The sequence below is a fragment of the Paenibacillus sp. FSL R7-0163 genome, from assembly GCF_037969975.1.
Classification (GTDB): domain Bacteria; phylum Bacillota; class Bacilli; order Paenibacillales; family Paenibacillaceae; genus Paenibacillus_AQ; species Paenibacillus_AQ odorifer.
In genome coordinates this window covers 4564696-4586126 of sequence record NZ_CP150224.1, presented here as the reverse complement: position 1 = coordinate 4586126, position 21431 = coordinate 4564696, and the positions used below count along the sequence as shown (strand labels likewise).

9 protein-coding genes are annotated in these 21431 nt (G+C 39.7%); all 9 read left to right on the top strand.

What is annotated here, in order from left to right:
* Nucleotides 1-100 precede the first annotated feature (100 nt).
* Entirely contained in the window at nt 101-1162 is a 1062-nt protein-coding gene (locus tag NST45_RS20235; protein WP_076141155.1) for a hypothetical protein, read from the top strand.
* Nucleotides 1159-4242 carry a hypothetical protein gene (locus tag NST45_RS20230; protein WP_081388051.1) on the top strand — a complete coding sequence of 1028 codons (3084 nt, stop codon included), beginning with the start codon at nt 1159-1161 and terminating at the stop codon, nt 4240-4242. Before NST45_RS20235 ends, NST45_RS20230 begins: the two co-directional genes overlap by 4 nt.
* A complete protein-coding gene (locus NST45_RS20225) occupies nt 4239-6725 on the top strand; it encodes a DUF3962 domain-containing protein (RefSeq protein ID WP_076141157.1) in 2487 nt (828 codons plus the stop codon). The genes NST45_RS20230 and NST45_RS20225 overlap by 4 nt, the downstream gene beginning before the upstream one ends.
* Before the next feature lie 220 nt (nt 6726-6945).
* Nucleotides 6946-9636 (top strand): DEAD/DEAH box helicase, encoded by a 2691-nt coding sequence (locus NST45_RS20220; protein WP_339823617.1) that lies wholly within the window; start codon nt 6946-6948, stop codon nt 9634-9636.
* 3 nt (nt 9637-9639) lie between these two features.
* Entirely contained in the window at nt 9640-12399 is a 2760-nt protein-coding gene (locus tag NST45_RS20215) for a DEAD/DEAH box helicase (RefSeq protein WP_076141159.1), read from the top strand.
* A 93-nt stretch (nt 12400-12492) separates the two neighbouring features.
* Entirely contained in the window at nt 12493-14286 is a 1794-nt protein-coding gene (locus NST45_RS20210) for an AAA family ATPase (RefSeq protein ID WP_076141160.1), read from the top strand.
* A complete protein-coding gene (locus NST45_RS20205) occupies nt 14283-15659 on the top strand; it encodes a hypothetical protein (protein ID WP_076141161.1) in 1377 nt (458 codons plus the stop codon). The genes NST45_RS20210 and NST45_RS20205 overlap by 4 nt, the downstream gene beginning before the upstream one ends.
* A gap of 81 nt (nt 15660-15740) precedes the next feature.
* Nucleotides 15741-17924, top strand: coding sequence for a DEAD/DEAH box helicase (locus NST45_RS20200; protein WP_076141162.1), 2184 nt, complete (start codon nt 15741-15743; stop codon nt 17922-17924).
* Nucleotide 17925: 1 nt separating this feature from the next.
* Complete coding sequence (locus tag NST45_RS20195; RefSeq protein WP_076141163.1) at nt 17926-21114, top strand: ATP-binding protein; 3189 nt, start codon at nt 17926-17928, stop codon at nt 21112-21114.
* The last annotated feature ends 317 nt before the right edge of the window (nt 21115-21431 follow it).

Sequence of the window (21431 nt, the reverse complement as noted above, 5' to 3'; positions counted from 1 at the left end):
AGTTCGAAAATTCCATTTAGGAACATACATTCGCTGACAACTCTTAGTCACAACCATAGTTTATCCTATATCTATCAATCTTCTAATAGGATGGTGCTCTATGGCTAAAACGCATGACACTCTTTTGTCCCTGATAACAGGGATTAACAAATGGCAAGGCAACTACGGCAAGATTCCGGACGAGCTTTATAAGGGAATGCTGTTATTCATAGAACAGACAGCTGCTTCTACAGATCAACCTCCGGTTGATCTGTATCATCTACTGAAAATTCTTCATCGCCCATCCAAAGAATGGGGGATCCCTGACCTCCAAGACTATTACCCCGAAGATGCTCCTTTGTTAGAAGAGTTCATTGGCTTAACGCCGGATGCTGATGAGTTCCTGAACAGATATGTTTCCCCACAGGATGCTGAGCAACAGACTATGTATGAGATCCTGATGTACTGCCGAGAAGAAGGCCGACAGCTTCAGCAAGAGTATGGTCGCATCCGCACGTTTCTATCTAATCCACAAAATGCCGTAGTTACTTCCTTTCAATTGTCCCAATTTGCTGATACTTTCCTTGATATTCAACTAACGAATCTGATCAAGCAATGCTATGAAGAAATAACACCTATGATGGCTAACTTTCGGAAATGCCCACATTGTGGCTGGACCCTGGAATATAAGAATGATCGGTGGCGTTGTAATAAAGAAGATATCTGCCATCTGCTTGCTGATTTTGAGCTCATAAGTTCTTTTGATTTTGGTAGGGAAAGGGTATTGCGGCTTATACCTGGAATTCAAAGGTTTGTATTGCTGCCTGGAATATCTGAACTTAGAATCGCCGAACGATTGATTCGTAAGGGATATCAGGTTGAGCTCTATCCCAATGTGGATGAATATGATCTCTTGGTATCAGAAGATGGAAAAACGATCTTTCTTGATGTCAAGGACTTCAGAGATCCACGGACGCTTGCTAATTTCTTCAATCATCAGAGTCCTGCCTACCTGGAAAAGTACAAGAATAAATGCCTTATTGTAGTTCCGAATTATCGCAGCCAGCTCTTCGCATCTTATCGTGAACGAAGTATGAATCTGCTAAACGAAATTGCTCGGGAGTATATCGAAATGATCATGGAGAAGGAAATTGAATCCACGCTGAAGAAGGTGTTTCTGTGAGGCAGACTTATTGGGAGCTTTCAGAAGGTATCATCAAAGAATTTGAATCACTTAAACTGCGTAAATCCGAAATTAATCTTCTGGTGAGCATGGAGTTATTCATTACAGGATGTACTTTGATCGATCCTAAGCTATCCATCCATCAGACGTGGTCAGTTCTAGTTGGTTACAATGAACCCATTCTGAAACATACAACTCGCTCGGATATCATTACCCGGCTGAGAATTCTATTTCCTGAACTGCGAACCAAGAAGAATCTCTTGAAACGAATCAATGCCTATGGGGAAATTGGGAGTGAATATCGGTTATACGAGATCAAGGAGGATGAAGGAGCTATTCGAATTGCTCCGCGTTATTTAATTGACCGTTCTTCTATCTATAGTAGTATCCTTGAACACTCCATCTCACGCCAGTTGAATACTAAACCCTTTGCTAATGAAAAAGAGTTTACATACTCTCGAAGGATTCGAGGTGGGCAATGGATCACCTTCCAGGGGGAAATCCCTGAATCTATGCTCTCCAATGAAGTCAAACCTCTGCCAGCGTATCGGCCTAAAAGAATATTTAAGCTTTCGGTCCCATATAACGGAGCTGTATTAGCAACTGAGATGGATCAACTTCTGGGAGCATCGGCCATGTGGGTAAGTAGGGCCAAGTCTGTGCTTTTGGAATCGCTTGATGGTATGGATCTAGAATTTGTGTATCAAGGGAATCAACACATTGGTGGGGGGCTTGGAGCAGGGAAGTCGACTTTTATGATGATGGAAGCCTACCGGCTGGTAAAACATGAGGGTGCAAGGGTAGGCTTCATTGAAGGTAGTGTTATGCAGGCCCTTGAACGTGTCAAAGAATTGCGTAAGCTTGGAATACATGCTGTTCCTGTTATTGGGAGAACCTCCAGAGAAGATCATCTCAATAACTATTTGTTTGCGAATAGCAGTGGCATTCAAGAGGTTAGTGATTGGCAAAGCCAGCAGTATGAGTCACTTATTCATTTATCCGATGTCTGTATCATTAAAGCGTTGGCTGAAGATTATGATCGGAGCAGCAGATATCCTTGTATCCAGTTGCAGCAAGACGATAAATCTGTGAAATGCCCGCTTGCACATGCCTGTGGTGTATATAAAGATCTATCTTGCTTGCAGAATGCTGAGGTATGGGTTGCCACTGCGCCAAGTGTGCTGAAGACACGTATATCAGCAGTGATTGATCCCTTGGAGAGAACGACTTACGAAGCCATGTATGACCTGCTTGATGTTGTTTTTGTAGATGAAGCGGATCAGGTGCAGAAGCAGTTTGATGAGACCTTTTTGACACAATACAATGTGTTCGGGGCAGCTGACGATATCTTTGAACAGCTGAGATATGAGTCTAATGAGCTAACCAGTGGATATTATGGTCAGTATGCTGGTGATCCTGCCTTTATTGAGTGGAACGATAGGCTTCGTATGCTGGATCAGATGATCTGGCGAATTTATAACAAACTGGAACTGTCTCAGACGCTTAGGAAGGATATCAGGAATAATCTGATTCGGGTGGCAGCACTGGCTGGCACACTAAGTGAAAAACTCTCTGACAATTCTCAATTACAGTCAAGATTATTCAAACGTTTCAGCGAATACGCCTCAGACCCATACAAGGATCCATTACTCTCAAGAATCGTTGATGAGATTGTAGAGGCAGAGAGCCCCGAGCAGAAGCAGAGACTCCTGGAGCAGATTATAACCAAAGTAAGCGGGGTCCTTAAACCAAAGGTGAAAAAAGAACTGCTCTTTGTGCAACTTGAATTCTTCTTGTACTTATGTAGGGCAGAGGAGAGTATCAAATACATTTTAACTACGTTTCCTATGATTCAAGCTAAACTTGGCCTATCGATTAATTTCTCACCGTTGTTTACTATGCAGAAGGATTATCAGGCATTTATGAAAGAAGCGATGACCGGGATTACCTTGGGATATAAATATGACTTGCCTGACAATGAAAAGACCGGGAAGTTCAAGCTGATTGAATACACTGCTGTGGGCCGTCTGCTGCTTCATGATTGGTATAATCTGTATCAAGAATGTGACGGGAAAGCAGGTCCTGCGGTTGTATTTCTCTCTGGAACCAGTCATGCTCCGAAGTCGGCTCATTATGACTTGAAGACACCTTCAGAATGGTTGCTACGAGCAAACCGCAAGAGCTCAGTTATTCAGATGAATTATAAGCCCGTGCTTGATGAGGTTCGTGGAGAATTTTATTCGGTGTCAGGTATTCGTGATCCAGAACAAAGAGATCAATATTTAAGTGGGATGGTACAGCATCTAAAGCCAGATATTGAATATGAACTGAATCACTGGAGAACTGAAGGTAACAACAGGAGAGTATTGCTGGTTGTGAACTCTTATGATGATGTTGAAACAGTCTGCAGTGTTTTTCGAAATGATCGAACTTGGACGGGCAGATATAAGGCGCTCTCAAGAGATGATGGTCACCAAGAAGATCAGTATTCCAGAGTATTGATCGAGTCCTTTTATCGGAACCGGGCTGAGGTATTGATTGTACCCCTATTGTCCGTTGGTCGGGGATATAACATATTAGATAGTCAGGGAGAGGCCCTTTTCGGATCAGTATTCTTTTTGGTTCGTCCTTACCCCATACCCAATGATCTGAATTATCTTGTTCAGGTCCTGCATGCGTATTTGCCAGAATATTTGCGTCGGATAGAAGGAAAGAACCTTGTTTACGATAAGGCGGTTACCAAACTACGGCAAATTAGCAGCGGTAAGCTGGAGCATATGTATATGAAACCGGATTTCTGGTCGATCTTAAGTCCGAAAGAAAGAGAGATTATGGGGTGGTACACTTTTGTTCCGGTGTGGCAGATGATCGGCCGTATGCTGCGTGGGGGATTAGATGCCCGTGTCTACTTCTGTGATGCTAAGTTCAACGCTAAGCCAGCAGGTAACCTTGAAGGATATTCGATGCTTGAAGTATGGGCAGCAATTATGCACAAGAACAAGAAGGATACTATTTTCCAAAGTTTATATGGGCCCTTTAGCGAAGCGATTCATAATATGAATATGGGAGGCAGTATATGAACAAAATGGAGCTCTTTGCACTGGAAGTGAATGAAGCGGTATTCTATCATGAAACGATTCATGTCATGCATATGCCGGACAGCTGGCGCAATTTTTTTATTACACAAGCGACACCTCAAAACCACAAGCTTGCATATAAGGTTGAACCTCTTTGCAAGAAGCTAAAGAGTATATTCCCTGAGATTGTTCATGTGGATTTAAATAATAGAGTATTGCAAAAAAACTTGCCATGGATTGTTTCTACTGTTGAAATTCCAAAGTCTCATATTAAAAAGCTCACTCTAGGCTGGTTTGCACATTTAAAAGGATATTCAGCAGCTAATCTACCGGAGGAGATTAAAGAGGCTGAAATGGAATGGGAAACTTCTACTTTTGGTGAGCTTCATGAATCTATTGATAAATACCAATGGCTTCCTGGCTTGGCAGCTCATAAGTTCTGTGAAGAACTGCGAACGGTTGAGTTAGGGCAAGGTATTGTAGAGGAACTCCAGTTTCATCATACGATCTTTAATAATCAGCATGAATGTGTCTCCACTCCGATCAGGAAATCACCGAAACACGATCCTTTTTCTTATGTACTAAAGGTTGAACTGAAGAATCGTGGTGGGGATGCTGATAGACCGCTTATTCTTGTAACTGTAGGTACAAGGCGGTATTTGAAGAACGCACAAATTAAGGAAGGTTCCTGTTATTTAAAAGCGGATCATGCCTGTTCTGTTCTTGTGTCAGTCCGTAATCCGTATACGTTGCAAGAGAAGCTTTCTTTCTCACAGCTTCAGTTTGAGCGTCGTGCTGGTAGTGGACAGGGAACACCGCCTTTTGCAGTCTGGAAAACAGCCCTGGATGGCTTGTATTGGGATGTTCTGTACGGAGAATCCTTCGAACCTGATATGTTGCTCTCTAATCCTGCTGTATTCTTGGACGGAAATGGTGAAGTTACTGCCTATGTAGTCAATCATCATTCGTTCAATGGCAAAGGTAACTTTGTGAAGTCAGGACTCGGGTTGTCGGAGAAAAGTGGTCTGTTTAATATGTTTAAAGATGTACTTGCTAAGTATCATCTAACAGCGTTATTGCATATTCCGGAGATCCCTCGTAAGCGTATGAATGACATTCGGTTCCCCATTGTCGCGCATCAAGCAGAAAAGCTAATTATTGAGGTTTATAGTAGTGAAGCAATGTTTACTGCAATGAAAGAAGTTTATACGACTGAACAAAAATCACTGGAAAATAAATCAATAATCTTTAATCGTCAAATTTCAGAGAATGTTTATGGGCTCAATTGCGATAAGGATGTAACCGTAGAATTCGTACACTGCAATCCTGTTGAAATTGTAAGTGAACTGGAAGCTGGAACATATAAAGCTGATGTTGCCTTTATCAAGCGAGTGAATCAAATTAACAAGCTGCTTAATGAAGAACGCTCTTCCGGGGATCAGCGGACATTGGCATTAATGGAGATTGCGCCTAAAGAAAACTGGAGCAAAGACGGTGATCCTAAGAGAGCTATAAGGGAAGGGATGAAAAAGGCAAGACGTCTTACTCAGTTCATACATCCTCTTACTGGAGATGAGAAGGGGGATACTGCTCGCATAATCAATGCATTATTTGATTTGCTTAATGATGCAGGCTTCCTAAGCAACAATGTGACCAAGCTAGATTCATGTGGTCCGGTCCTGTCCTTTAATATTTTAAAAGCAGACAAGAAACATTTACCTGTCATATCGAAAATGGACGGAACTGAGATGATGTTAAAGATATTCGGAATTGAGTCATGGTTACCTTTAGGAGAGGCACCTTTTTATCTGGAACAGGCCAAAACGTTGGAAAATCCGGGCAAATGGAATCAAAGCAAACAGGTTTTTCTGGATTTTATGGTCAGAGCTATTGAGAGTGAGCTTGGTCAAGATGTAAAGCAGCTAACAGTAATAATCAATGCGACACTGAGAAAGGACTGGCTTCCAGTCATTCGAAATACTGACCTTCAATACGATAAAGTTCCTTATCTGAGCGAACGACTAGTAAATGATGCCCGTCTTAAGTTTATACGTGTCAATATGACGGATGATGTGCCACAATATAGGATTATTGAAGATGATGCTGAAGAGAAATTCAACAAAGCTTCGGGGATTTTCAAAGATCCACTAGGGATTTATTATGGTGTTGGTGGAAGGCCAAGAGCATGGTCTGGTGTGAGAAACGAAGATATCAAGTTCCTGTCTCCTAGCAAACTATTGCTTCAGCAGAAAGCGGTTGAGTACATTCCTCTGGGAGAGCTGGATGAGATGGAACGTGATGATCTGGCTAATTTAGTTGATCAGCTACGAAGAGTAGGTCTGAATTACGATAAACACACAATATATCCGTATGGTATTCGGATCACAAAAATTCTGTCGAAATATTTAACTGGGGAAGAGAAAAATTATGATCCGGAGTTTGATGAGGGAGTGGAGTTTTGGGAGGAGGCTGAGGAGTTGGTGTAGTGTGTATTCTTATAGGAACAGGCAATATAAAGCTGAGATTAATCAAGACGACATACTTGTCGTCTTTTTTAGTTAGCAAGGACTTCCGACCTGTTTTGTCGAATTAATTCGAATAAGGGAATATTTTCAAATGAACATACGTTCGCTGACATGTGGATGTCTAGGTAATATGGTCTAATGGAAACAGGCGGTAAGATGAATGGATGGAGGCGGAGTAGAAATGGCGTTTCTGAAATGTTCAGTATGTTCAAGTATGCTTAAGGCTGTTCAAATATCTCATAGAATTAGTCAGGTTGGAGAGCAGCGGAGATTAGAGTATACCCCCACTGGAATCCAATGTTCAGATTGGTCACCCATAATGGAAATCTATAAAAATCATCTGGAAGGAGTCTACTGCCCGGAATGTCAGGCCGTTGTCCATCTGGAAAAAGCTGAAATTCCGTTGTGTGAAGATTCTCGGATTCCGGGTGTGAGCAGTAGTGAGTTCTCCGCTCATGAAGTTCTGGAGAAGCTAAAAGCATTAGCCGATGTTGAGGATGCAGAGATCTACGTACATACGTTACCGGCAAAAGAAGCTATTTATGCAGAAATTCCAGATTTCACACCGCAGCCGATACGGGAAGCTTTGAGCCGAATGGGCATAAATCAACTTTATGATCATCAGAGGGAAGCAGTAGAAGCGGTCCATGCAAAATCTAATGTGGTGTTAGTTACTTCTACTTCTTCCGGAAAGACCTTGTCATACAACTTACCTATTCTTAGTTATCTTTATGAACACCCGGAAGATAAAGCTTTGTACCTGTTCCCAACCAAAGCCTTAGCTAATGATCAGTTGGATCAGCTCAAACGGTTTGGCGAAATAAACCCATCTGCTCAACCATCCTTGGATGATTGGTTTGAGACCCCATTGAAGTTGGGCGAACGTATCATTCATGTAGGTCGACTGGATGGGGATACCGAAAATGGGCCAAGGCAGCGGATCATGGAACAAGCACAGATATGGATGAGCAACCCGGATATGATTCATCATTCTATCCTTGGTCAGGTGCAAGTGTTGAAATATACTTCTGGTCAGCATATCCGAAATTATCTCAGAAATCTCAAATTCATAGTGTTGGACGAGATGCATTTGTATCGCGGTACGTTTGGGTCCCATGTTGCACTTGTACTACGCCGATTGCTTAAGGTTTGCCGTGAGCTAGGAAATACCCGAAACATTCAGATCATAACCAGTTCGGCTACTATAGATAATCCGGTGAAATTGGCTCAGGATCTAACAGGTCTTAAAGAGTTTGTACTCATTGATACGGATGGTTCAGCTCATCAGCGCAAAGAGATCGTTCTATGGAATCCAGGGATATCAGCTGGTGAGCAGGTTAGACGTGCACCCTCAACGGATGCAATTACGATTGCTAAGCAAGCTATGACAGTCAATCAGAAAGTAATTAAGAGTATTATCTTTCAGCCCTCCCGGAGTCAGACGATGGTGTTTACCAAATATATTAAAGACGTTTTAAGACAGCCTCTTCGCTTGCCAAAGGAACGTGTCGAAGGAGAAAAACTAGCTGCCTTTTACACGGGAATATTGCCTAATGAGACTCGGAAACGAATTATCGAACGTCTGAAATCCCACGACATCCACGTCGTTATTACTACGAATGCACTTGAAGTAGGGATTGATATTGGTGATTTGAGTCTGGCTGTCTTGGTTGGATATCCTGGTTCGAAGGCGGCATTCTCACAGCAGATCGGACGTGTAGGGCGGAAAGGTGAGGGTGTTGCCATACTCATCTGGCAGGATGATCCGCTTCAGCAATATTACATGCGTAATCCGCATGAATTTCTGCATAAAGCGCCTGAAGTTGTAAGAATTAATCCGACTAATTATAAGCTATTGGCGCTTCATTTACCTTTACTCCAAGAAGAACTTGGGCGGGATTTAACGGAAATAGATCTGAAAAGTATGTTTCCGAACCTACATGAGGAATTTATTCAATCCGTCTTGCAGACCGCAGTTGCAGCAGAAGGAACAGAAGAAGCGGTTGTAGATAAGAAGTTTAGTCTCCGTTCAATCTCAGGTCAGAGTTATAGTGTTTCTATTCGTGGGCAGAATTATGCAGTTGTGGATGGGTTGGATGAATGGAGCGCTATGCGAGATTTTCATGAAGGAGCCATCTACTGGACACCAGGGGATCGAGCATACCGAGTGGATTCTATTAATCGCCGGAAAGGTGAGATTATTCTTTTGCCTATCCAGGAGCTAACTTATCATACTCAATCTTCTTATAGAGATACTATCGATATTATACAGACGTACCAGAGACATGATTTTGAAGAGCTTCATATGGCTTATGGTGAGTTAGAGATTAAGAGAAGTGTATTTGGCTATAGAAAACTGTTCTTTGGGCAAAAGAGTGATTCAGAACAAGTGGCTCTAACTCATCCATCTGTAACGAAATTTGCTCCAGAAGGAACGTGGCTAACCATTACAGATTCAGATTGGCTGCTGCTAAAAGAGAATATCCAGGAATGGGCAAGTGAACATCGAACTACCGAGATGTTGAAAGAAGCTTCACTTCATGCCGCCCAGCATGCTATGACGTCGGTAATTCCGGATATGATCATTTGTGATGCTAATGATTTTACAGGTTTCTCTGCAAGCGGAATGTCTGCTTTTGCTAATCGACCGGTTATCGGGTTCTATGGAGAAAATGGATCTGGGCTTGGAACGATCGAGGCAATATATGAGAACACGCCTAAGGTAATGCGTAAGGCACTTGAGCTTATGGAGAGCTGCCCTTGTAGTGAAGGATGTCCAAGTTGTGTTCAGCTCCCCGGTAAGTACAATGTTGAACTATTTAAACCTGGAGCAAAGATACTCCTGAAATCTTTAATCGAGAGGAACGATTAAGAAATGCCTCTGATATGTTCATCTTGTGGAGCAGTTAAACCCTATGGCGATTTTGTACAGATCAGCTATAAAGCTGACCCTAGAGGCTATCGTCGGGGAATTCAGCAACGAGCGAATGGTGTCCACATCACCGATTGGCAATCCCTTGAAGCTGAATATGAGAGCGATAGCGAACAAGAAGAAGGCATTTTTTGCATTGAAGATGGAAGTCCCATAATGAGCAGTTTGCTTATGACGGAAGAAATGGATTTGCTTCTAGATAGAAGGCTACCACTTCAAGAGACATTTCATAGCAGTCTCCTTGCCGGACAATTAGTAGAACTGAGCAAACGCCTTCGAGCGGATGTATTTGTCCATGAAACTGATGAGATACAAGGCATGTACGATGAGCATATACCAATGGAGAGTTGGATGCGTAGTAAGCTTGAAACAATGGGAATTAATAAGCTCTATAAGCATCAGGGTGAAGCAGTCGAAGCGATAAGACAAGGACGGAATGTAGTTATTTGCACAAAGACGGCATCTGGTAAATCGTTGTCATATAACATTCCAATTATGGAAAAACTCGTAGCTGATCTAAATGCTTGCGCGCTCTATTTATCGCCATTTAAGGCCTTGGTCGAGGATCAATTTGCTCATTTACAACAGTGGGCAGATTTGGAAGAAGAAAATGTAAGCAACTTCAAAATGGCTGGTTTCTCTAAGCTTAAGGTCCATGGAACAGAAGTGCCTGCTGGCCTTCTTTTCGGTCAACGTAATATTCCTCAGCATATGAGGAAGGACCAGGCCTCCAATTTGGTATTTGAACAGGGACGCTATTGGCTAACCAATGTTCATTATTTGCATCCCATTCTTCAAAGCATAGGAGCACAGACAGGAAAGGCTTCGCAGTTAATTAGATTCTTAACGAATCTCCGTTATATCGTAATAGATGAGCTGCATCATTACTCCGGTATGATTGGTTCAAAAGTGGCTATGGTCATTCGCCGCTTAAGAATGTTATGTGAAAGATTAGGCAATCGGGAGATTCAATTCATTGCATGTTCTGCTACTATAGCCAATCCTAAATATTTGGTTGAGGAATTAACAGGTAAGAGGGGGATACAAGGGTTCCATGAAGTTATGGAAAGCAACGCACCGATTAATAAAAAGGATATTGTTCTATGGAACCCTGGTCTTATAGATATAGAGCATAAAAGAAGAGCAGTTGCATCCGATCTTTATGAGATCCTAAAAACGGTTTACAGAAATGGGCAATGGCCGAGAAGTATTATTTTCTCTAGTAATCGTCAAAAATCTCAGCTTTTAAGTAGAGAACTCAATATGATTCTAAGAACACACCTTAATGAGTCCGGATCAATAGAATTGAAAGAAGGTCAGGACTTATTTCTTCCGTATCATGCTAATTTACCTCAAGAAATCAAGGAACAAACTATAAAGAAGCTACAACAAGGTGAAATATTAGGCGTTGTCGCTACTAAGGCCTTGGAGGTAGGGATTGATGTGGATTGTCTGGATCTATGCATCATGCTTGGTTACCCTGGATCTCATGCCTCCTTCTGGCAACAAGCAGGTCGAGTAGGCAGAGGCGGAGATGGTTTAGTTGTGATGATGTTACAGGAGGAGCCATTACAACAATATTATGCCCGTAATCCGCTAGAATTCTTCCAGCAGATACCGGAATCTGCTGCTATTAACATTAACAATCCAAAAATATTAAGGGAACATCTTGTTTATGCAGCGCATGAGCAAGGAGGGACGATCTACAATGCAATTAATTACGTTCGTGCCAGCGTCCTTCGGAAGGTATTAGCTGAGGTTGACGAGCAATGGCAACAGGCTGAAGGAAAACTTATGTATATGGGTGAGTCTCCAAAGTATCTGCCATTGATTGCGATGGGTGAAACATACACCGTCGTGAGTAAGAGTGGATGGAACGAAACAATATTGTTTCAGAATGTAGATACTCGTTCCTTGATAAGGGATTATCATGTAGATGCGATCTTTTTGGGATCAGATAACCGAAGTTATTACAAGGTAAAGTGGATCGATAAGAGGCAGCGGAAGGTTCTAGTGGAACAGGTGAGATCGGACTATCTTACACGAGGTATTGTACGGGATAGTATCGAAGTGAGTGATATTACTAAGCTCATATTAGTTGGTAATGAGTTGAAAGCGAACATTGGGAATATAATTGTAAAACGAAACACATTCGGCTACAAGAAAATATACACACACAATGAAAAACCATCAGAAACGGTACAGCTAACCAATACCTACCCTGTTTCGTTTCAAACAGATGCACTGTGGTTGCTGTGGGATGAACAAGGTAAAAGTCAGCTTAGAAATCTTTTAGCGGGCATACAAACAGTATCAGATCTTACATTCGAGGAGCTTCTCGATGGAAGTATACATGCAGCTGAACATGCTCTAGCCGCAGCAATTCCAGCTATTGTGAAATGCAGCGCTGCTGACTTTCAACATGTCTCATTTCACTCGAGTTCAACTTTGTTCGGGATGCCAGGTTTATTTATATATGATAGCCAAGTCGGAGGGGGATCAGGGATCGTAGAGGTTGTTGCTGAAAAGTTTAACGTGCTGTTGAAAAAGGCTGAACTAATGATGACAAGCTGTAGATGTTCTAATGGCTGCCCGTCTTGTGTCCAGCTCTTCCAATGTGAGCGTCAGAATGAACCATTGCATAAGGCCGGTGGGGTGGTTGTTATTCAGTCACTTCAGAGACATTTTAAGGAAATTATATAAGAGTTATTTAGAGATCGAGAATTAAGGCATTTGTGTGATTGAAATGAATGGTTTGAATTAATGAAATTACAAAATTTGAGAGGATTAAAAATCATGGCAAGATTTAAAGAATGGGATACTTCAGATGTCTATCGCTACGCGAATGAATGGAAAGAAAAAAGTCTTATGGATGGGTCATCTTTGCTCTGGCCATCGGAAAAGATATGGACTACTGATAATTTGAACGCATTTAGAGCTTGTTTCATTGATAATACCGATGAATCAACAGAAGCATTCGAAACGAAATTGAAGGGACAACTTAGTGGCCAGAAATCAGAGGTTGTGCAGCTCGCTTGTGAACTGGTCTACCTGTATCTGCTTTTCCCATCCAGCATAAGCTATCGCAGGAAGAAAGAACTGCTTAAGACAATAGCCTCTTTTGCGAACCTATTACTTGATGATCAGAATAATGCTCTAACTGCTCTTGAACATGGTATCGGTGGACCGGGAATAGCCTACAATACAAGACGCTATAATGAGATACGATACATAGCAATATTTGCTGATACTATGCTGCAAATGTCAGAAGAAGAGAGGAAAGAGCTTGCAGCAGATCATCTAAAAGTTCGCGGTTTGTTAGATAAACTTAAGGAAGAAGGGAATCCACTCTCCCGCCATATTCTTTTGCATCTGTTTTATCCTGACCTGTATGAGCGAATGGCGAGTGCTAGTCATAAACAACAAATAGTCGAGGCTTTCTTGGATATGCTGGATGAGGATTCTATCCCTGTAGATGTAGATGAGCGTATCCTAGCAATTAGAAAACAATTAAGTGAAATTCTCTGTGAACCGGATCTTGATTTTTATCGAAGTCCTCTCATGGAGTGTTGGGATTATGGTGATCATGAAACAGATGTGCTTCCGATTCAAGGTTTAGAAATCAAAAAGCAAATTGTTATATATGGGCCTCCAGGAACCGGGAAAACCCATGAAGCGAAAGAATTAGCAGAGCGTTTTATTCGGCAGGAGACATTGCGTCAGTGGGGAGCGGGTAAGTTTTTTAAGAATCAGAATAACATAGATGAACTGTTGCAGCAGAGGGTTCGGCGTGTACAATTCCATCCCGGTTATGGTTATGAAGATTTCATTCGAGGAATGCAGCTTGAACAGAATCGGACCGTTTACAAAAATGGTGTATTCATGCAAGTCCTTGAAGATGTGAAGGCAGCGGAAAACGGAATAGGTAAAGGCCTGCCTTTTGTCTTCATTCTGGATGAGATGAACCGTGCGGATTTAAGTAGGGTGCTGGGGGAGTGTTTCTCCTTGCTGGAAGATCGGGAAAGTGAAGTGCTGCTAGCTGGACAGGATGGGAACTCATTTTCGCTTGCCGTACCTGACAATCTTTATATAATTGGGACCATGAATCTGATTGACCAATCGTTGGAACAAGTTGATTTTGCACTTCGCCGCAGATTTTTATGGTTTTTCCGGGGGTTTGAACGTGAAGACTTAATATCCTTGGTGAAAACTAAATGGGAACGATGGCCGCAAAAGTATGGTAAACCCCGACAATGGAGCCGAGTAGAGGAGGAGTTTGAAGAACTCGCAGATCGGTGTGTCCGGATAAATACATTAATAGCTAATCATGAACTCATGGGACCACTCTACGTCATTGGTCATACTTATTTCAGCGATGTTGTTTCTTTTGCACAGAAGTACATTTATTCTCAACCCGGAGTTCAGCAGGTTTTATGGAATCGAAAAGGGCAGGGTCGTGGACCAATTTCTGGGTTGTGGAATTATTCGCTAGCTCCATTATTGGAGCAATATCTGTCTGGAGCAGATGCATACGAAAGAAAGTTGTTAATGCAACAGGCGAAAGACATATTTCTAAAAGGGCAAGTATGAGAACTTCACAGGGAAATATAGAGATTATTGCGAAAGATTTATCTGAGATCAAGCTGAGACATAACGATGAGAAGCTATGGATACAGGATTTATGCTGTAATTTGGACAAAGAACGTTTCACCTTTCGTCTTACTGGGAAAATAGCAGATGAAGAGCCAATTATCGAATTCCGCAATGGACAATGGTATGCGGGACGTTATGTGGGGGAGATCAGCTACAAGGGGAGAACGCTGCGAATCATACCTCGTTATGAAAGCTCATTCCATCGCTGGATCAGTAAGATTTGGGGAGTGCGTATGATTCAGAGCAATGGATCTTATCGTGGATCTAACATGTGGTTGTGGGAGCTGATTGCTCGAATTTGGGGTGATCAGCTTATGCGTGGAAGCAAGCACGGTCTACCTTATACCCGCATAGAGGAAACTTTGAAACTGCCTTCACTGCGCGGTCGTATGAAAGTAATGGAAACCGCACTTGAGGTAGGGAAAGGGACAAATCGTCTCGTGAGTTTATCTAGAACCAAAGTCATTCATCCTACTATTTCCAATGTTCTCAGCAAAGCTTACCGCCAAATTAAGAAAGAGCTGGGTCATGGTGATGACCGCACTTGGCTTTCTGATAAAGGAAGGGAGATTATCGGGCTTCTACTTCAAACATCAGCAAGCAGCTTATCGAACTTCACTGCGGCAAATAAACTACCTCAGATAAAATATACTGCGATCCTGGAGTCATATCGTTCAGTCGTAGAATTATCGTTGAAGATATTACATCAGAAATCGATCGGTGCTACTTCGACAGGAACCCAAGAGATAACAGGAACCTTGCTAGATATGGCTGAGATTTGGGAATTATATGTGTACCATTTGTTAAAAACTACTGTAGCAGGAGTTGAAGTTGTCCATACAGGGCGGGAGAGAGAGGCATCTGGGCACCTGTTTCAAAACATGGATGGGCACAAATTAGCAGCCTTGAAGCCGGATATTTTATTGAGGAATCCCTTATCAAAACAAGTACTTGCCGTCGTGGACGCTAAATATAAGCATACGTTTGCAAGTCTATCCAAGCCAACCGGTTTGGAGCGAAATGACCTTTATCAAATTCATGCGTATATGGATGCCTTTTCTAGTCCGGGCAATACTGTTCCAGGAGTTCTAGTGTATCCTGATGAAAGTGAAGCTAAAATTCGTCAATATCAGATGGGGAATCCTTGGAGTTCTTTTCAACAGAAAAGCGATCTGTATTTTTATGGGGTGAACGGAGAACTAAGCGAGGGAGAGCCGACTAAAGGATTGACCCTGTCTGAAGAAAAATTTTGTGCGGGAATACGTGAATTAATTGGAGTGAAAATAACTAAGATACCAGAGTTTCAGTAAAAGTGGTGGAAGACCTTTTAAATGAGTGACTAAGCTTCCACCACGTAAATGAACTCGAAATTATCTGCGTAGGAGGAACTTATGCGAACTGGAAGTACACTTATGCCCTTATCAGAAATTGAATTAATGCCTCTGCAATATGCCGTAATAACAAGATTGGAGAGAAACGGCTTTGCATATATATTTGATGAGGTTGGTTCAGGGAAAACAATTCAAACTGGACTAGCTATTTGGAACATCATTAAAGATAACCCTAAAGCAAGAATATTGATAATTTGTCCTAAAAGCATTACATACAATTGGTACAGTGAACTTTTACAAAAATTTGGATTTGATTTTAAGATTGTTGAGGGAATCAAGGGTTCTCTTTTTAGCTGTGACCCTCGTATAGCTAATCTACTTATTACAGGTTCAGATGCAAGTACGAAAGCGTCTAGGCCGAATGAAGGGTTAAATAGATTAGCACAGGAAAATGAGGTGACTGAACAATCAAGTGATTCATGGTGGGATCTAATTGTTATTGATGAGGCTCACGAATTTAAAGGAACCTCATCTTCTCGTTTCCAGACTATCAGGAAAAACTATTCTGCAAAAAAGGTTCTTTTTTTAAGTGCGACACCTATAAAAAATGCAATAGATGAATTAGAAACTGAGTTAGAGCTTGTTGCCACTCTATTGAAAAAGGAAAAAGAGAAAGGAAGGGTTTTGCCAACGCTTGATAATTCCAAGGAATATCTTGGCTTAAAGTTATTATCTCTCGATCCCCAAAATCCGTTTTCTCGAAATTTTAAAGAAATAATTCGTCTATGTAAAGCAAATGTTGTAGGAGAACAAATTGACTCTGATGCCCATTATTTTAAAAACAGGGTCATTCATAGACTGACATACAATATTAATCATGAAAATTGGAAAGCCATTACGGAACACTTAAAAGGATATTATGGGTTTGGTTATTACCAAGCTATCGGGAATATTCATCAATTGGTTTTCCGTAATAGTATAGATATTGACCCTAAGTTGAGTGAATGTCTTATATACCTAAAAGATAAAGTGAAAAGTAATGAGAAGGCAGTTATATTCTGTACCCGAAAGGCTACAGTGGAATATATTTGTGCTGCCCTTCGAAAGGAATTTGGTAAAGACGGAGTACTTGGCATGACAGGGGATACACATGAGATTGGAGAACGAAAGCAAGTTCTCGCCAGAATTGGCACGATGAAAACCAATCTTGGTGAATATGAATATGTCAGGTTTCTTGTAATCATAGATAAGTTAGCGACGGTGGGCCTAAACTTACCCACTTTTAATCACATTGTTAACTATGAATTACCGTTTACGCCCGCTGATATAGAACAACGATTTGGTAGAATTGATCGTATTACTGGTCAAGATCATTATGACTTGCATATGGTTTACTTTTGTGAAGAGCAGCCTAATAATGTGGAATATGCTGCGCTTGACAGTGCATTTATTAATCTTTGTGTGACAAAATTAGTTTGGAGTATTTTGGACACCATTCCATCCAAGAATACAATTATTGATATCATTAGCAATGACATTAATGTAGTCGCTTTGCGATTTGCTTTCGTTAAAACATTTCTTGATATTGAGAAGAAATGTAATGTGGATTGGGATATTTCACTAGAAGCGATGTACGCTTACATTGAAGAAGTTCTTGGAGTCAATGAAGATTATACTTTTCAATGCCAACTTTTTTATCAAGAAATTATTAAAACAAGGGATTCCGATTCACAAGTAACCTTTGTTGAAATAATGAGTCACATGCAAAATCAGTACTTAAAATCATTAGCTGTGGTGTTAGGTAACGATAACTTATGTCAAATGTTTTTAGATAATGAAATGACAATATCAGAGTTTGTTGAAGCCGTTGGGCTCCAAAGAAAAATTAAGACTGATAATGCGATTTTTTATAAAGACGAACTAGAAAACATAGTACCCATTACTCTTAAGGATCTGGCAAAAAAAATTGTTCCTAATCCAAATGAAGAAATGACCAAACTTTATTCAGAAGTGAAGCAAATTCAAGATGAACTTAAAAGCTTTCAACTGGAATGTGGAAAAATTTGCGAGAACAATAATGTGAATTTCAAAAAATTAGGTGAGCTTCTAGTTAACATAGAGGATAATAGCATATTTCTTTCAGCAACTCTGATTAATATCTATAAACATTTACTCAAAAATCGATATATTAGCATGAATCTTTCCGAGTTTATTACTGGTTGGAATGAAAGGCGGAATGAGTAATATGACATGGCAAGAAGAATTAAAAGGTTTGTATAAACAATATATAAGCCCTGATCCTGGAAGTCTAAGTTGGGTGCTTCTAATGGATTTATTTGAGATGAATACATTGGATTTAAACAAGAAAGAATCGCCGGAACTTGATGAAAAATTGAGTAGTTATACCCAAAGTCTCTTGCTAGATGGGGATACATTCAGTAAAGAGTTTTTGGATGTCTATTCCGTTATTGATTCGACGAAGCAAGCTGTACGCGGCGAATACAGTCAGCGTTCTATAATAAAAGAACTATTGCAAAATGCGTTTGACTGCAAGTATGGAAATGAAACAATAGAAATAGAAGTAGCGTTCTCCAAAGAAACCCAGTATAACATCATATCTTTATCCTATAACGAACTAGGTTTTGACAATTATAGTTTACTGAAATACTTGTATTTAGGTAAGAGTCAAAAAGAGAAGGGGCTACATGAAGGACGATTTGGCATCGGAGCTAAGTTTGGTGTATTTTATCATACCGATGAAATTGTATTACAAAGCACTAACGGAACCAATAAGTACGATATTTGCATTGAACGAAAAACCAATTCTCTAAAAGAAACATATCTCGCAATTAATCCCGAAAGATTTAAAGTGGAGTCTACAAATGAGAATAAAACTTCGACTACAATACAACTTAAATTACTAGAAGATACTTTATTTAATGCAATTCATACTGATTTCGAGATGTTATTAATCAAGAAAGGTGATTATGTAAATATAATCGAATTCTTCTTTGCTTTGAGAAAAGCTGCGAATCGAGGCATAAAGAAAATTTCTTTAACGGTACAATTGAATACAGGTATTAAACAAAATTATTTATTCTCGTATTCCAAAGATAGTTGTTCTCTCCAAGTAGATGGAAAAGAATACTTAGTGTTTACCTCATTTGATTCACTAGATAGTGGTATTTCATATCTTGTTCCACAAAGAATTAATAAAGACTCAAGTAAATACTTGGAAAGTGAAAAATTTCGTTACTTTTCTACATATGAATTAACAGAAGGTGAGTCGCACTCTGCATTTTTCATAAGCGTCCCTAACAAATACGTGGGTGTGGATAGAAAAGGTTTGCGTGATCCAAGTTTGATTGAGTCTTTTATTGTACGAGACTTATCAGAAATGATTCAGAATGAGTCTGTTTTTAATGAAAATACACTGTATCATATATTGGAAAATCCTTACTCATATTCATACCTGATTCAATTTATGTTTAATTTTATGTATAAATTTAACACTGATAAAAATGCTAAGTCAATTAATTACCTATTGAGTAAAAGTGAAATTAGAGTTGGTAACCAATCATTTCCTATCGTTAAGACTCAGACTAGAATGATAAGAACAATTAAGTCTTTCGACGAAAAAAGTATTTTTGATAGAAATTGGGAAATATTGAACTGGGAGTATGCATTTTTAGTTTATTGTCGGGCACCAGTAGATAACCCGTATGATGGGCAACGTTGTGTAACATATGAGTATACGATATATTTTTATGAGCGTGGAATTAAGGAACCTAAGGCTTTTAAATATAATTTTGAAATTAATTATAATTCTAAAAAAGCTAATAACCATGAAGATTATTACATTAGACAACAAACTTATAAGGAAAAAATAACTGCATTTTATTACTTGTTTGAACATTATGCTCAACCTGTTTCAGAGTTGTCAGAATATAAAAAATGGATTGCATTAGAGTCGCTTGGTGAGTTAAATAAGAAAGATACGATAAACACAACACAAGAACTCAGCACTTTACTGCAGATCATTGGTAACCTTAGAATGGGTCTCGAATTTAAGGAACCTAATAAATGTATAGTTGATAGTAAAGAGTATAGTCTGCATAATTTCAACTTTCAAAATGGGATTTCTGATTTAATTGAGGTCATGAAGTTAATCCCAAAGTGGAGCGAACCACATTACCTTATTTCGCAATTCTTTATTAAGCAATATTTCAACAGCATTGTACCATTTGATCGCAGACTAAATGAATTGATTCAACATGCAAATTCATTTGAAGTTGAAAAAGGATACTATCTTTCATTGAAAATCAAAGAGTTGAATTATAGTTATTATTCATCTCTAAGAAAGCATGAGTTATTCCAGGACTGGGATCATGTAGTTGATTTATCGTTACTATATGGTCAAGAAAATACTAAAGATGTACTGAGTTCTTTATCGAAATTACATCCGAAACTACTTGAAAAGCTGGATATTAATTCACTTTGTAGCGAACTCAACATGCGTCCAGATTCATTGGAAACTTTTGAATTATTTATGCCGGAAGATCTTGCTAAAATACTCCCAATTGAACCAGAAAATTTATACGCTAAAGTTAGCAATATATATTTTGTGGATGTTAAGAAAGAATCATCCTGTCTTATTGGACTTACAAAACATAACATTTCACAGTTAGTATCACTGAATAGTATCGAGAAATTGATGGGGAATGATATTACGGAACTCTATGTTCTTTGCTCAAAACGAGATAAAAAAAGCATATGTTCGATTCTCGAATACTGGGTTACTGGAAAAAATGCCGGAAAATTGACTTTATTATCGGAACAAAAAGCAAGGGTGTCGCTTCTAGATCAATATCCCTATCACTATAAGCCATTCCCTCGGATCAAACAAGATGAGTGGAGTTTCTTATGTGAGCAAGCGTCCAATCTTGCTTCTTTGAGTGAGGACGAATTAAACCACCAGATACTCCGATTTATTAAGGACTTTAATACCACATTGTTTGGTTATGGTTATAAATGCAGCTTTTCTGCAGAATGTGGATATGAGGGGCTTAATGCGTTACCATTTCGTATAAAATTAGTGGAATACAATGGGTTGAGATTACCTATATTTGTATGTTGCAATGATTACTATGATATAGATGGTTGGAATGCTAAGGAAATTGAATTTAATGGAATTGAGTTATTTGATGTGATGAAAAGAATTCATAAAACAGCTGTTATTGACCCGGATTGTTATTCGGTTCACATAAATTATAATTACAAGGTCAAATACGAATCGCTAGAGATTGATACAGAGGAAAAAGAAATTATCGAAGATAGCAGCAATCCCGATTGTTTCAGGCAAGAAGTTAGACATCTTCGGCTGACACCATTTATGTTAGCGGTTTGGTATAACATATATTTGGGTTTTCAATAACCTTAAGCTGGTTATCTGGAAATATTAAATGCGAAGTATACTTGAACGATGCATGCAGCAAATCTACATTCTTATATGGGAATATGTGATTAGGAGGGAGTGTAAAGGAACAAATCAAATACAGTATCGACAGATTTCTAAAAAAAGTAAAAGATGAATAGAAGCTTGGAAATGTCGAAAGATTCATATTATTTCTTTAAGTGAATGAGTTGAAGATCGGTTTAAAAGTAGTTGTGACCTTGAACATCAAGCATATGTTCAAGGTCATTTTTATTTAACAAGTGTCCAAGCAGTACACGCATATCCTTCTACAAGGA